The following is a 13,144-nucleotide window of genomic DNA, read 5'->3' as shown; positions in this document are numbered from 1 at the left end:
ATGTCGCAGATGTTGGCGCAGGTTCTTGAGGAAATTGATCGCACGCAGGAGGCGAGTCTCGCCCGGCTTGAGACATTTCTCAGAATTCCGAGCATCTCAACCCGACCGGAGCATAAGGCGGATTGCCGCCGGGCCGCTGATCACCTTGTCGCGGACCTGACATCCATCGGGTTCGATGCAAGGACGGAAGACACGCCGGGTCATCCTATGATTGTCGCTCATACGGCAGCAGGTCAGCATGACAACGCCGCTCACGTGCTTTTCTACGGTCATTATGATGTGCAACCGACCGACCCGGAGGATTTATGGCGTCATCCGCCGTTTGAACCGGTCATTGAAAATCAGGATGGGCGCAAAGTCATCGTCGCGCGGGGGGCCTCGGACGATAAAGGCCAGGTGATGACATTTATCGAGGCCTGTCGCGCCTGGAAGAAACTAACGGGCAAGCTTCCTGTTTCGGTGTCATTTCTGATTGAGGGGGAAGAGGAGAGCGGCGGCGAAAATCTTCTGCCTTTCATGAAGGCGCACCGCGATGAGTTACGCGCCGATATCGCCCTCATCTGCGATACAGGTATGCCGGATCGGACAACGCCCGCCATCACGACCAGCCTTCGGGGCCTGCTGGCCGAGGAAGTGACGGTAAATTGTGCGCGGCATGACCTGCATTCCGGCATGTTTGGAAACGCCGCGCGCAACCCGGCAGAGCTCTTAAGTCGCATTATCGGCTCCCTTCGGGATGCGTCCGGGCGCGTTGTTCTTGACGGTTTTTATGACGGCGTCACAACGCCTTCTCCCGAAATCCGTGCGCAATGGAAATCCGTTTTCCCCGATGACAAGGCGATCCTTCAGCCGCTGGGTCTGACAGATGCAGCGGGCGAAAGCGATTTTTCGGCAATTGAGCAGATCTGGGCGCGGCCGAGTTTTGAGGTCAATGGCATTACCAGCGGTTACACGGGAGAGGGCTTCAAAACCGTTATCCCGGCCAAAGCGACGGCCAAAATCTCCTTCCGCCTCGTGCCGGGACAGGACCCGCAGAAAATCCGGGAGACCTTTCGCCACCACGTAAAATCCATGCTGCCCCCGGATGCGGAGGTGCAATTCACATCGCACGGGGGGTCATCCGGCTCACAATTGGCGCAGGCCGGTCAATTTTTGGAAAAAACCCGCGCGGCCCTTCAGGATGAATGGGGTAAACCGGCTTTGATGATCGGTTGTGGCGGGTCGATCCCCGTCGCGGGGGAGGTCAAGGAGGCATTGGATATGGATGCGCTGCTCGTGGGATTTGCCCAGGATGATGACCGCATCCATTCCCCGAACGAACAGTACGGGCTTGAGCAGTTCCATCGCGGTATACGGTCCTGGGTGCGTATCCTTGCATCCTTTGCCGCCTGAAGCGCGCATGACGACCCGCCCGCCTCTTCCGCCGATTGCCATTACGATGGGCGACCCTGCCGGGATCGGGCCGGAACTGATCGCCCCACTTTGGCGATCCCTGCGTCAAAGTGGGCCGGGTTTCGTCTGGTTGGGCGATCCACGCCTTCTGCCGGCAGATGTGCCGCGTGAAATCGTCGAGTCACCGGACGAAGCGCTTGCATGTTTTGCCGCGCGCCTGCCCGTCATGCCGGTCACGCTACAGGAACGCGTGGAGGCCGGGCGCCCTGACCCGCGCCATGCCCCCGCGATCATTGCGTCGATAGAGCGCGCGACCCGCCTGGCGCGGGAGGGGAACGTCGCGGCCATCGTCACCAGCCCGATCAGCAAGCATGTGCTGAAAGATGCGGGCTTTGATTTCCCCGGTCATACGGAATATCTCGCGCATTTATGCGATGTGTCCGGCGCGGAGGTGATGATGCTTGTCTCGCCGCATCTTCGTGTGGTGCCGGTGACGATCCATCTCAGTCTGCGTGACGCCATCGCGCAGTTGAACACGCAGCTTATTGAAAAAATCGGCGCCACCTTGATCAACTCTTTACAGAGAGACTTCAATATCAAGACGCCGCGTATCGCGGTTGCGGGGCTCAACCCCCATGCGGGCGAGGTCGGGTATATGGGCGACGAGGAAGCCCGCATCATTGCGCCAGCGATCACAGCCCTTCGTCGATTTGATGCGGAAATTACCGACCCGTTGCCGCCAGATACGATGTTCACGCCGCAAATGCGGGGGACGTATGATGCCGCGCTTTGCATGTATCATGATCAGGCCTTGATCCCGCTGAAAACGCTGGATATGGCCCATGGTGTCAATGTCACGCTGGGACTGCCCATTATAAGGACATCGCCCGACCATGGCACGGCTTTTGACATAGCCGGGCGTGGCATGGCAGATGGGTCAAGCTTGGTTGAGGCTGTCCGGCTGGCGCATAAACTGGCAGCGCACCGACGCCGCGCGTGACGGGGATTTCGTATGATTCGTCTCGGTATCAATATTGATCACGTCGCGACCTTGCGGAATGCGCGGGGCGGCACCCACCCAGACCCCGTTCGTGCGGCGCTGGAGGCGGTGAGACATGGTGCGGATGGGATCACCGCCCATTTGCGGGAGGATCGGCGTCACATCCGGGATGAGGATATGCGGCGTCTGAAGGCCGCGCTGACCGTCCCTCTTAATTTTGAAATGGCGGCGACGGATGAAATGGTCGCCATCGCCAGCGCTTTGCGCCCTCATGCCTGTTGCCTGGTGCCGGAGCGGCGGCAGGAAGTGACGACGGAAGGCGGGCTGGATGTCGCCGGGCAGAAAGATGCGCTGGCTCCCAAAATACGGCGCCTTCAGACGGCGGGCATCCGTGTCTCGCTATTCATTGATCCGGATGCGGCGCAGATCCACGCGGCCGCAGCGCTGCACGCGCCGGTTATTGAGCTCCATACAGGGGCCTACGCGGAAGACCCGTCCGAGGGCGCTTTAACGCGCCTTCAGGATGCAGCCGATCTGGCAGGCGCGCTGGGGATCGAACTCCATGCGGGACACGGGCTCACGACAGCGAATGTTGGCGCCATCGCGCGATTGCCAGGTTTGAAAGAGCTGAATATCGGCCATTTTATCATTGGTGAGGCCGTTTTCGTCGGATTAGGGCAGGTTATCGCTGATATGCGCCATGCGATCAGAAAGGGTAGAGGAGAGACGGATCATGACCGCCGCAAGTGAAATCCCGCCGGTCATCGCGCTTACCGTTGATGAAACGCTTCCGCCGCGGCAGGCTGTTCTCTGGCCGTCCCTGTCTTTGGATGAATGTCGTGTTGAGGGCGATGCAGAGGCGCGCCATTACGGCATGAAAATCGATGGAGAGGTCATTTGCTGCTTCTCAATATTTGATATCGGCAATCACGGCGTGCGCTTGCGCAAATTCGCAACGACGGCTGCACATCAACGCAAAGGTTATGGCGGCTATCTGCTGGCGCACGTTATGCGCCTATTGCAGGCGGAGCAGGTGGCTGCGGTTGTGCTGGATGCCCGCCTCACAGCGGCGCCATTTTACGAAAAACACGGCTTTGCCGCCATCACGGAGATATTCAAAAAATCAGGTGTCGCGCACGTACGGATGGAGCGCCGCTTGACCTGAGACCGTAACCCGGCGCGCCTTGGCCTCCTGAAGGTCCGTTTGTCATTTTGCGGGTTTCCGGGGGGTGTCTGTTGCAACAATGGTCGGGGCTGGTTTCAAAACGGGCACTTCCTGAGCGGAATAAATTGCGGGCGGATGGCGGACGCAGCCGCGGACAATCACGGCGCAGATCCCGTCTGAGCCGACCACTTCATCCGAGTCACCTGTATAATGCACTTCTGAGACCCGATCATAATCCAGACGCATGACCGCCGTGCAATTCGTCCCTCCGCCGCTCAGGAGGTTCTGGATCAGATTGGCGATATCGCCGACCGGGATGAGTGTGACGCCGGAAGCCGTCTCTGCGGCTTTTGACCCCGTATATTGATAGAGCTCAATATGGTCGCCAATTTTTTCCTTTTTGGCGGGGACGCCGGCGCAGGCTTGTAATTGCTGCGATGACAGCCCGACCAATCGCGATTCTGCCAATCGTGCATTGCGCGAGTCAAAAAAGCCGCATCCGTTAAGAACCGTGAGGATCGCAGCGGCCATGAAATATGTCGCGTGTCGCATCTGGGTCCTTTTAGCCAGTGTCAGGCTTTTAAAAGCCTGAAGGCTGGGAAGTTGCGTCTCAAAGGGTAAATCGCCGTGATCCGACCCTATACGTTATCAAGATGATGACGCCGTGCGTGTCGCGCGTGTTTGCGAGAAATCGTCGAAAGGCCAGACTTTACCCGACAGGTTCATCTTCAGACGCTTGGAGGCAATCCAGACGCTGGAAGGTGTATTTTATGTCGTGAGAGCTGCGGATTTTCTCCATCGTGCCCTGCTTCCATGCCGTATTGCCCTCACGGCAGACCTTCGCCCCGTTAAACGGACTGTATCGTGCGATTGAAATCAACGCCAGCCCACCGGATGTATCATAGGCCATGCGGAGGCGGATGGCGCGACGCAGAATCGGAAAAGCCGTCTCTGGCGCATGATCCATAAGGGCGCGCAGGTCGGACCGTGGTAAGACCGGATCAGCCTTGGCGATCGCCTGCGCGACAACACGCCAGCGATTCTGCTGGGTCAACGCGGTCGCCGCAAAGGTGGCGCCTCGGTTTGCCATGACATCGGCGATGACACGGGGCGTCGCCAGCACATCCGAATGTGCATATTGCGGCGGGCTCGGCAGGAGCAGTGAATTTATGGCCGCGATAAGCTTGATCATGGGCCCTTATCGCAGGAAGGGGATGGCAAGCTCAAGGCGTAAATAGGGCCAAAAGATGGCATCGTCTCAAGGGGAGGGTTTCGGACAGGCGGGAGATGCTTTAAACAGGCGTCTTCACGCATGCAGGAAAAAATTTGACATGGCTATTATCACGTCATCTGAAATTCAACGTCTGCAGGAGACGTTGCGGCGTCTTCTGGGGTCGCCGCGCCTTACCGTTAACGCACCACCGCGGCCCGGCCTTTCCGTTGAGCTCGCCGCAAATGGGGAAGTGATCGGGACAATTCATCGGGATGAGGATGAGGGCGAAGTTTCCTACGCGATACATATTACCGTGCTGGAGGAGGATCTTCCGCCGGCAAGCTGAAGGCGCGCCGCGCCGTCGACGCATCCGTCACGCGGGCTGTGCCGCCTGATGTCGGGCCGTCTCAGCGTAAATTCTGGTGCTCCGGCGCGCGCGATGGCATATTGGTGGGATGAGCATCGGCATCCCGCATCGCGCCTCTCTGACGGCAGAATTTTCTCTCGCAAAACGCGGGCCGTGTCGTGCGCGGCGATGTTTTTCAAATTTCCTGATGCTGCTCGCCATGGGTTTCCTCATTACGCCCGCCGCGTCAGACGCGTCCCCATCCCGTAAGAAAGCGGGGCGCCATCACTATGTGGCGCATGGCGGCCATGTCACAAACAAGCCGCATGCGCGCCGGAAAGTGTCGCGCCGCGCGGCCAAACACGTTGCGGCGCACGCATCAAAGCCCATTCCTCGACCGAAAGCGAAGCAGACAGCGCTTCCAGCGGCGCCGGCCGCTCCTGGCAGCGCGACGGGGAAGGCCGCCATGGCCGCGACGGCCCCCGCGGCGGCGGCCCTCAGTGCGGAGGCGCAGGCGGAAAGGATGCCGTCAGATAAAGGCTCCCAGACCGGACTGCCACTGCCGCGCTTTGCGGCCTTACGGTCTGATAAAGTGTTTTTCCGGCGTGGACCGGGCCAGCGATATCCCATCGAGTGGATTTATCGTCGACGCGGCCTCCCCGTTAAAATTGAGCGGGAATTTGATGTGTGGCGCCTTGTAGAAGATAGTGACGGCGTCAAAGCCTGGGTGCATCAGGCCACTTTATTCGGCCAGCGGCATTTCGTCATTCCATCCGTCAATGCTCCGCTGGAAGCGGGCGCACATGTTGATGAAAAATCATCCCCCACACATGCTGACCCGCAAATCGTCGGTTACCTGACGGAGGATGAAATGCAGGCCCATGCCCAGCACGAGGCCAGGCTGTATCATAATCCCGATGCGCGATCCCGTGTTGTGGCGGTGCTGCGGCCCGGCGTCGTCGGGCGCCTGCGCGTTTGTGCAGCCGCTTCCGATTGGTGTCAGGTTAATGTAAAGGGTTATAAAGGCTGGTTAGAACGGAAAAATATCTGGGGACTTCTCCCCGATGAGGTTCTGAAGCCGGATTGAGCTTAAAAGGCGAATACGACGTTGATACCGGAGACCTTGATGACGATTTCTCGACCCACAGCGCATGTCCTTTCAGGAGGAGCTGTTAAAAAGCCTGGCCTGCGACGTACGAAAATCGTGGCCACGTTGGGTCCAGCCTCCTCAACTTATGAGATGATCCGGGCGCTGGCTGTCGGTGGCGTCAATATGTTCCGTCTCAATTTCTCCCACGGCACGCATGAGGATCACGCCGCCCGGCATAATATTGTGCGCGATGTCGAGGCGGAACTGAAACGCCCGCTGGCTATTCTGGCCGACCTTCAGGGGCCGAAACTTCGTGTCGGCACCTTCGCGGAAGGGCGCGTAAAGCTCGAGAAGGGCGCCAGATTCCGCCTTGATCTGGATCGTGCGCCAGGCGACACGCATCGCGTCTGCCTTCCCCATCCGGAAATCATCGAAGCGGCGCGACCGGAGAGCCATCTCCTACTTGACGACGGCAAAATGCGGTTGCGTGTGCTGTCCGGTGACGCGTCGCATCTCCTGACAGAGGTTGAAGTGGGCGGCTTTCTCTCCGATCGGAAAGGCGTCAACGTCCCGGATGTGACCTTGCCAATTCCGGCATTGACGGAAAAAGATCGCCGGGACCTCGATTTCGCGCTCGAGCTGGGCGTTGACTATATCGCCCTCTCATTTGTGCAGCGCCCGGAAGATGTACTCGAGGCCAAAGAAATCGCCAAAGGTCAGGCATGGATCATGACCAAGCTGGAAAAACCCCAGGCTGTGGCGCGACTGAGCGAAATCATCGCCGTGTCGGACGCTGTCATGGTGGCGCGCGGCGACCTCGGCGTTGAGTTACCGGCTGAGGAAGTCCCGATTGAGCAGAAGCGCGCCATCGCGGAGGCCCGCTTCCAGGGTAAACCGGTTGTGGTGGCGACTCAGATGCTTGAGAGCATGATCAGCGTGCCGACGCCGACGCGCGCTGAGGTCACGGACGTCTCCAATGCGGTTTATGACGGGGCGGATGCGGTGATGCTTTCGGCGGAGAGTGCCTCTGGCCAATATCCGCTTGAGGCTGTCGGCGTGATGGCGCGCGTGACCCGACGCATTGAGCAGGATCGGGAATGGAGCCCGCAGGACGAGGCTTTCCGCCCCGATAGTGACGGCACGGTCAATGGCGCGATTGCCGAGGCGGCCTGGCAGGTTGCGGAGTCGATTTCCGCGGCTGTCATCGTCGCCTATACGGCGAGCGGGCTCGGCGCCCTCCGCATCTCGCGAGAGCGACCGGAATGTCCCATTCTGGCCTTGACGCCGAACGATGATGTCGCGCGTCGTCTTAACGCGGTGTGGGGCGTTTATGCCATGTCAGTCGGGCAGGAAATGCCCGTCCTTAATGTCGAAGCCGTGGTGGATCAGGCGGTCGAGCTGGCCGTATCCGAGGGTTACGCCAAGAAGGACGACAAACTGGTCCTTCTGATGGGGCTTCCCTTCGGCACGATGGGCGCGACCAACACGTTGCGCGTTGTCACCGTTTGACTCCCGCGCCTGCGGCGTAAGCGGCCTGCCCGGGGCCGCGATGTAATCCGCTCCCGCAACGCCTGCTTTCAGCCGACTCTCAGAGGGGGCGCGCTGGCAGGTGTGCGGTGAGATGCGTGGAATCCTGCGCTTCTCCACTATCCACCAGGCTTTTCCGAATGCGCCGCCCTCTCTCTATGGCATCGATGATGCGTGCCTCATCATCATCACGGATGGCGCGCGCCAGATCTTCAACATCATCTTGAAAACGCGCCAAAGTCTCTAAAATAGCGTCTTTATTGGAGAGAAAGATATCGCGCCACATTACCGGGTCCGAACCGGCGATGCGCGTGAAATCCTTAAAGCCGGAGGCGGCGTAATCCAGCACGGCTGTGCGGTAGGTTTCCGACATTTTATCAGCCGTATCGCATATCGTGAAGGCGATCAGATGCGGGAGGTGGCTGACAATCGCGCAGATGCGATCATGCTCCGACGCTTCCATCATGCGCGTCTTTGCGCCAAGCGCCTGCCAGAAAGACACGAGACGATCCACATCCGGTTTTTTCGCCTGCGAGGTGGGGGTGACGAGGCACCAGCGATTTTCAAAAAGTGCGGCGAAACCGGCCTCAGGTCCGGAAAACTCCGTCCCCGCCATCGGATGGGCCGGGATATAAGAGATATCCTCCCGCAGATAGGGCGCGATGTCCGCGATAACGGATTGTCGTGTGGACCCGACATCAGTCAATGTGGCGCCAGGTTTCATGTGAGGGAGGGCGAAACGGGCCGTTTCAGCGATGTGGCTGACGGGCGTGCAAATCACCACGCAATCCGCGTCCTTGACGGAAGCGGCAATATCCGGCGCGTAAAAATCGGCAAGTCCCAGCGCGCGCGCGCGCACGACGACATCGGGGGCGATGTCGTAAGCTGTGCTGTGCGCCGCTATTCCTGGCTTTTCCCTGACGCCGCGCAGGATGGAGGCGCCGATCAGGCCGATGCCCAGAATGCAGATTTTATTATAGATGGCCATGATCGGGGCTTAACAGCCTGAGCGTCCGGGTCAAGTCCTTAGATGAGGCAAAGGTTACGGTTCAGTGGAAAGCTGGGCGTCATCCGCGTGCAGGTTACGGAGACTTCGCCACTCATAGATCTGCCAGATGATGATGACGGGGATGCCGATGGCCAGGTCACGCCCGCGCCTGAGGAGGGAGATCACCACCCCGTTATCGGCACTGACGCCGACGAGCAGGCCAAGGGCAATATAAGCGGCCTCTTGAACGCCCAAAGCGGCAGGGACGACAAACGAGGCAGACATAATGCCGCAGACAATGCCTTCTATGGCAATGGCCGCAATAAAGCTGATCGGCGCGCCAAGAAGATGCAGCGCGAGATAAGTGATTCCGGCACCTCCGACCCAGGCAAGCAGATGCAGGAAAGCGCTGAGGGCGACGCGGCCGGGGCGCGCCCATAAAGCTTCCAGATAAGATTGAAACTGATGAATATTGTCGTTGATCAGCGCGCCCCAACTATGAGTGATGTGATTGCTCAATGCCAGGCCAAGGCGGCGCAACAGCGCACCACCCTTATGTTGTGTCCAGATGAACCCCGCCACGCCGAAGGCGATGATGCTGATGCCAATGAGGGCGGGCACTGTAAATTGGGCGGCGCCGCTGTGACGCGTCAGGCACAAGACCGCCAGCAGGACGAAAGCGATCTGGCCAAGCACTTCAGTTGTGATGTCAACGATATTGGTGGCGGCGGCTTCGGCAAGGCCGATCGGCGGCTTACGACTGCGCGCCGGGCGCTTTTTACAGGTGGCCCGGACACCGACAATCATGCCGCCTAACTGAGAGAAGGGGAGGCAATTACCGACAGCATCCCGGACGGCACGTGCGCCGATGGCCCGGCCAAGGCCCAATTGGGGGCAGGCCGCGTACCACGCGACCCCTAGAAAAACATTGACCGCCAATTGCGCGAGGACAATTTCAACAAAGCCCCAGGCACCCAGATGTGCAAAAGCATCCAGAATGGGACGCACACCTAGTTTGGCCATGATCACTGTGATGACAGCGACGCCCAGGAGGAAGAAGAGGGAGCTGATTGTCTTCAAAGAAAAGGGTCGTCCGACTTGGTTAAAAGGCGTGGACACGCTGGTGCTGTCGCCAGCTCAACCCATTGCCTCAGACAGATACCGTCAGGGGATGCAGCCCCGAAACACCGGGCTGGCTTTACACCATATTGACGGCGGATGTCATCCTGAAATTTCACTTTACTTTACTTTCTTAACGGTTCGGTTGCCTTAGATGACTTTACTGGTATTCTACGACTCCGACGATTTTGATGAGATTTAGGGCGGGCGATGACGGATTATATCTTTGTTACGGGCGCCACAGGGTTTGTTGGCTCTGCCGTCGCGCGCCAATTGAGCGCGCGTGGGTATCGACTGAAACTGCTGGTGCGAAATGCGGCAAACCGCGCAAATATCGCGGATCTGAACGCCGAAATCGTGACGGGCGATCTGCTTTCCCCGCAGAGCTATGCCCACGCCCTCAAAGGTTGCCGCTATCTCTTCCACGTCGCGGCTGATTACCGCCTTTGGGTGCCGGACCCGACGACGATGATGCAGGCCAACGTTGAAGGCACGCGGCAACTTATGCTTGCCGCGCTTGAGCACGGGGTGGAACGGATCGTCTACTGCTCCTCCGTGGCGGCGCTGGGGTTGACGAAGGATGGACGCCCCGCCGACGAGACGACGCCCGTGTCGGAGCACGATATTATCGGGGTTTACAAGCGGTCCAAATTCCGGGCGGAGCAGGAAGTTCTGCGCCTGGTCCGGGAACGTCAGCTCCCGGCTGTCATCGTCAACCCGTCCACGCCGGTCGGGCCCTGCGACATCAAACCGACACCGACCGGGCAGATGATCCGTGACGTGATCGACCAGCGCATGCCCGCCTATGTCGATACAGGTCTCAACATCGTGCATGTCGATGACGTCGCGCATGGACATTTGCTTGCGCTTGAGAAAGGCAAGATTGGCGAAAAATATATTCTCGGTGGTGAAAATCTGATGCTGGATCGATTTTTCTCCCTGATCGGGGAAGTCGCCTGCGTCAAAGTGCCCAAAATCAAACTCAAGCAGTCCTGGCTGGTGCCTGTGGCGATCATCTCAGAATGGCTGTCCCGCGGTTTCGGGATCACGCCGCGCGTCACGCGGGAAACACTTGCCATGTCGCGCAAGAAGATGTTTTTCTCATCCCTCAAAGCGCAGCAGCATTTGGGATATGCGCCCCGTGCCGCGCGGGAGGCGGTTATTGAGGCTGTTGCATGGTTTCGTGCCCATCCGGTAGAAAAACGTTAGGACTCGCCTTCAGGTGATTTCCGTTGCGTGACGGGGTGGGCGCAGGCGGTTTCTACGTCTGCCTCGAAGCTGGTAAGCGTGGGCCTCACTTTCCTGCCTGGCGCACGACGCTTCACGCGGGTTCCTGCGTAATATTGCTGGTAAAAATGAGGGAAAAATATGCCATGTGACGCGGATCTGAGCTGGGTTGGCCCCGATGTTACCTCCGGTAAAGGGGCGGGGGATGAGAATTTCCCGGTCGGCACCTTGCTGATTTCACGCCAGCATCGCGGTCACGTCATGGCTTATTATCATTTTGCGCGCTGCATTGATGATATTGCCGATGACCCCACCCTTCCGCCCGATCAGAAAGCGGCGCGCCTCTCCGCGATGAACGCCATACTACATGGGGCCGACGCGCCGACCGGGCGTCGCGATGCGGCGACGGCGGAGACCCTTCATCAACATTTCAAGAAGCTCGACCTTCCCTATGAAGTCGCGTCCGACCTGATCACGGCGTTTCAACAGGATGTCACGAAATCCCGATATGCAAATTGGGCGGAACTGGTCGATTACTGCCGTTACTCGGCCAATCCTGTCGGGCGGTTCCTGCTGCTGCTGCACGGCGAGTCAAAGGATATCCTCCCCCTCTCTGACGCGCTCTGCACGGCTTTACAGGTTATCAACCATCTTCAGGATGTGTCGACCGATCTCAAGCGTCTTGATCGCTGTTATCTCCCGCAGGACTTCCTCTCGCAGGAGGGGGCTGAGGCGCGTGATGCGGCGCTTTCGCACAGCAAGCCCGGTTTGAGACGGGTATTTGACCGTATGCTGGATGAGGTCGACTCCCTGAATGATCAGGCCGCGACCCTGCCCCCCTTATACGCAATCGACGCATGCGAATTTACACGGCGATAATCGTCGCACTCTCCCACCATCTCGCACGCCGTCTTCGACGGGAAGACCCCGTCGCGAGCCGTGTCAAACTCTCAATATGGGACGTGGTACGGTCTTTGGGGACGGCCAGCCGCCGCCTTATCTGACGAACGCCGGCAACATCAAACCGCGTGTCACCAGGCGTCTTTTCCGACGCGTGCCGACATTATCCGAAATCCAGACGCCTTCGACGCTATTTGGCGTTTTGCCATTCTGTGGTGTAAAGGAGGGCGGATCATGCTTTGATTCTCCGTGTCAACGCCGCGTCCTCTCAAAGCGGATTATTTAACCATTCGGGGTGTTCTTTTGACTGGATCACGTATTGATCGCGTGTTGGGGTGTCACGCAGCAGATCTGGCGGCTGTCGAGGCGATCGTCACGCGGGCAGGGACTTCCTTTGCTAAAGGAATGCATATCCTTTCACGCGAGCGCCGGTACGGCATGTTTGCGATTTATGCATTCTGTCGCGAGGTTGATGACATTGCGGACGGCGATACGAAAGTCGAAAATCCAGTTGAGGAGCTTGAGGCGTGGCGCGCCCGTGTCGCACACATCTTCCAGAATGAGACTCAGAATGCGCTCGATCGGGTTCTCGCCGCGGCAATTCAGGAATTTGATCTGCAACAAAAGGATTTCGACGCTGTCATCGACGGCATGCTGATGGACGTCCCTGATCCGATCATCGCGCCGGATGAGGCGGCGCTTGATCTATATTGCGATCGTGTGGCTTCCGCCGTAGGTCGCTTGTCCGTGCGGGTTTTCGGTGAAACGTCTGAGGAGGCGGATCAAGTCGCCCACCATCTGGGCCGTGCCTTGCAGATGACCAATATCCTGCGGGATATAAAAGAGGATGCAGACCGGGGACGTTTATATCTGCCGAAGGAATTGCTGACACGTTTCAAAGTCCCGGCTGACCCTCAGGAAGCGCTTTATGCACCCGGCCTTGACGGTTTGGCGCGCGTCCTGGCCAAACGCACACATGACCATTATCGCCTTGCGTGGGCCGCCATGAAGAAATGCGGAAAAAAACCAATGCGCCCCGCGGCCATGATGGCGGCATCCTACCAGCCTATTCTTCATGCGCTTGAGAAACGAGGTTGGACACAGCCGGAAAAACCTGTGCGCGTCAATAAGGCGTTAAGGCTGGCGCGGTCGCTCATTGTCGGATTCCGTTAGACAT

General features: G+C 58.7%; 13 protein-coding genes and 1 pseudogene. 10 read left to right on the top strand and 4 right to left on the bottom strand.

What is annotated here, in order from left to right; translation table 11 throughout:
- The 4 genes from CGLAMM_RS03800 to CGLAMM_RS03785 are packed head-to-tail and all read left to right on the top strand — an operon-like array spanning position 1 to position 3,557.
- Positions 1 to 1,392, top strand: a complete 1,392-nt coding sequence (locus CGLAMM_RS03800; protein WP_418115394.1) for a M20/M25/M40 family metallo-hydrolase — start codon at positions 1 to 3, stop codon at positions 1,390 to 1,392.
- A 7-nt stretch (positions 1,393 to 1,399) separates the two neighbouring features.
- Complete coding sequence (pdxA, locus tag CGLAMM_RS03795) at positions 1,400 to 2,392, top strand: 4-hydroxythreonine-4-phosphate dehydrogenase PdxA (RefSeq protein ID WP_394818740.1); 993 nt, start codon at positions 1,400 to 1,402, stop codon at positions 2,390 to 2,392.
- 12 nt (positions 2,393 to 2,404) lie between these two features.
- Positions 2,405 to 3,142 (top strand): pyridoxine 5'-phosphate synthase, encoded by a 738-nt coding sequence (locus tag CGLAMM_RS03790; protein WP_394818739.1) that lies wholly within the window; start codon positions 2,405 to 2,407, stop codon positions 3,140 to 3,142.
- Positions 3,126 to 3,557 (top strand): GNAT family N-acetyltransferase, encoded by a 432-nt coding sequence (locus CGLAMM_RS03785; protein WP_394818738.1) that lies wholly within the window; start codon positions 3,126 to 3,128, stop codon positions 3,555 to 3,557. The genes CGLAMM_RS03790 and CGLAMM_RS03785 overlap by 17 nt, the downstream gene beginning before the upstream one ends.
- 42 nt (positions 3,558 to 3,599) lie before the next feature.
- Here the strand turns inward: CGLAMM_RS03785 and CGLAMM_RS03780 are convergent, their stop codons facing one another.
- The gene (locus CGLAMM_RS03780) at positions 3,600 to 4,109 is read right to left on the bottom strand and encodes a hypothetical protein (protein WP_418115391.1); all 510 of its coding nucleotides are present in this window, start codon (positions 4,107 to 4,109) and stop codon (positions 3,600 to 3,602) included.
- A gap of 157 nt (positions 4,110 to 4,266) precedes the next feature.
- The gene (locus CGLAMM_RS03775; protein ID WP_394818736.1) at positions 4,267 to 4,749 is read right to left on the bottom strand and encodes a hypothetical protein; all 483 of its coding nucleotides are present in this window, start codon (positions 4,747 to 4,749) and stop codon (positions 4,267 to 4,269) included.
- A 139-nt stretch (positions 4,750 to 4,888) separates the two neighbouring features.
- Between CGLAMM_RS03775 and CGLAMM_RS03770 the strand changes: the two genes are divergently transcribed.
- The 3 genes from CGLAMM_RS03770 to pyk all read left to right on the top strand — a co-directional run bounded on the left by CGLAMM_RS03770 (position 4,889) and on the right by pyk (position 7,715).
- Positions 4,889 to 5,116, top strand: coding sequence for a DUF3126 family protein (locus CGLAMM_RS03770; protein WP_319806879.1), 228 nt, complete (start codon positions 4,889 to 4,891; stop codon positions 5,114 to 5,116).
- A 76-nt stretch (positions 5,117 to 5,192) separates the two neighbouring features.
- Positions 5,193 to 6,203, top strand: a complete 1,011-nt coding sequence (locus CGLAMM_RS03765) for an SH3 domain-containing protein (RefSeq protein WP_418115388.1) — start codon at positions 5,193 to 5,195, stop codon at positions 6,201 to 6,203.
- Positions 6,204 to 6,242: 39 nt separating this feature from the next.
- Positions 6,243 to 7,715, top strand: coding sequence for a pyruvate kinase (gene pyk / locus CGLAMM_RS03760; RefSeq protein WP_394818734.1), 1,473 nt, complete (start codon positions 6,243 to 6,245; stop codon positions 7,713 to 7,715).
- Positions 7,716 to 7,794: 79 nt separating this feature from the next.
- Here the strand turns inward: pyk and CGLAMM_RS03755 are convergent, their stop codons facing one another.
- Together CGLAMM_RS03755 and CGLAMM_RS03750 are read right to left on the bottom strand one after the other, a co-directional pair.
- Positions 7,795 to 8,721, bottom strand: a complete 927-nt coding sequence (locus tag CGLAMM_RS03755; protein WP_394818733.1) for a prephenate dehydrogenase/arogenate dehydrogenase family protein — start codon at positions 8,719 to 8,721, stop codon at positions 7,795 to 7,797.
- Between the two features lie 54 nt (positions 8,722 to 8,775).
- Positions 8,776 to 9,801: a lysylphosphatidylglycerol synthase domain-containing protein gene (locus CGLAMM_RS03750; protein ID WP_394818732.1), complete on the bottom strand. Its 1,026-nt coding sequence runs from the start codon at positions 9,799 to 9,801 to the stop codon at positions 8,776 to 8,778.
- Positions 9,802 to 10,050: 249 nt separating this feature from the next.
- On the opposite strand from CGLAMM_RS03750, the gene hpnA reads away from it, so the two are divergent.
- The 3 genes and pseudogenes from hpnA (at position 10,051) to hpnD (ending at position 13,140) form a co-directional block, all read left to right on the top strand.
- Complete coding sequence (gene hpnA / locus CGLAMM_RS03745; RefSeq protein WP_394818731.1) at positions 10,051 to 11,049, top strand: hopanoid-associated sugar epimerase; 999 nt, start codon at positions 10,051 to 10,053, stop codon at positions 11,047 to 11,049.
- A gap of 159 nt (positions 11,050 to 11,208) precedes the next feature.
- Positions 11,209 to 12,071: pseudogene (gene hpnC / locus CGLAMM_RS03740) on the top strand (squalene synthase HpnC).
- A 199-nt stretch (positions 12,072 to 12,270) separates the two neighbouring features.
- Positions 12,271 to 13,140 carry a presqualene diphosphate synthase HpnD gene (gene hpnD / locus CGLAMM_RS03735; protein ID WP_418115385.1) on the top strand — a complete coding sequence of 290 codons (870 nt, stop codon included), beginning with the start codon at positions 12,271 to 12,273 and terminating at the stop codon, positions 13,138 to 13,140.
- Positions 13,141 to 13,144: the final 4 nt, after the last annotated feature.

The organism is Sorlinia euscelidii, from assembly GCF_036452135.1.
GTDB lineage: Bacteria > Pseudomonadota > Alphaproteobacteria > Acetobacterales > Acetobacteraceae > Sorlinia > Sorlinia euscelidii.
This window is presented reverse-complemented; position numbering and strand designations above follow the sequence as displayed.

What these genes read in the sequence shown, in the direction of transcription:
- pdxA (WP_394818740.1), top strand. Translation starts at nt 1,400, where the DNA reads ATGACGACCCGCCCGCCTCTTCCGCCGATTGCCATTACGATGGGCGAC.
- CGLAMM_RS03755 (WP_394818733.1), bottom strand. Translation starts at nt 8,721, where the DNA reads ATGGCCATCTATAATAAAATCTGCATTCTGGGCATCGGCCTGATCGGC.
- pyk (WP_394818734.1), top strand. Translation starts at nt 6,243, where the DNA reads ATGACGATTTCTCGACCCACAGCGCATGTCCTTTCAGGAGGAGCTGTT.
- CGLAMM_RS03790 (WP_394818739.1), top strand. Translation starts at nt 2,405, where the DNA reads ATGATTCGTCTCGGTATCAATATTGATCACGTCGCGACCTTGCGGAAT.
- CGLAMM_RS03780 (WP_418115391.1), bottom strand. Translation starts at nt 4,109, where the DNA reads ATGCGACACGCGACATATTTCATGGCCGCTGCGATCCTCACGGTTCTT.
- CGLAMM_RS03775 (WP_394818736.1), bottom strand. Translation starts at nt 4,749, where the DNA reads ATGATCAAGCTTATCGCGGCCATAAATTCACTGCTCCTGCCGAGCCCG.
- CGLAMM_RS03785 (WP_394818738.1), top strand. Translation starts at nt 3,126, where the DNA reads ATGACCGCCGCAAGTGAAATCCCGCCGGTCATCGCGCTTACCGTTGAT.
- CGLAMM_RS03770 (WP_319806879.1), top strand. Translation starts at nt 4,889, where the DNA reads ATGGCTATTATCACGTCATCTGAAATTCAACGTCTGCAGGAGACGTTG.
- hpnA (WP_394818731.1), top strand. Translation starts at nt 10,051, where the DNA reads ATGACGGATTATATCTTTGTTACGGGCGCCACAGGGTTTGTTGGCTCT.
- CGLAMM_RS03800 (WP_418115394.1), top strand. Translation starts at nt 1, where the DNA reads ATGTCGCAGATGTTGGCGCAGGTTCTTGAGGAAATTGATCGCACGCAG.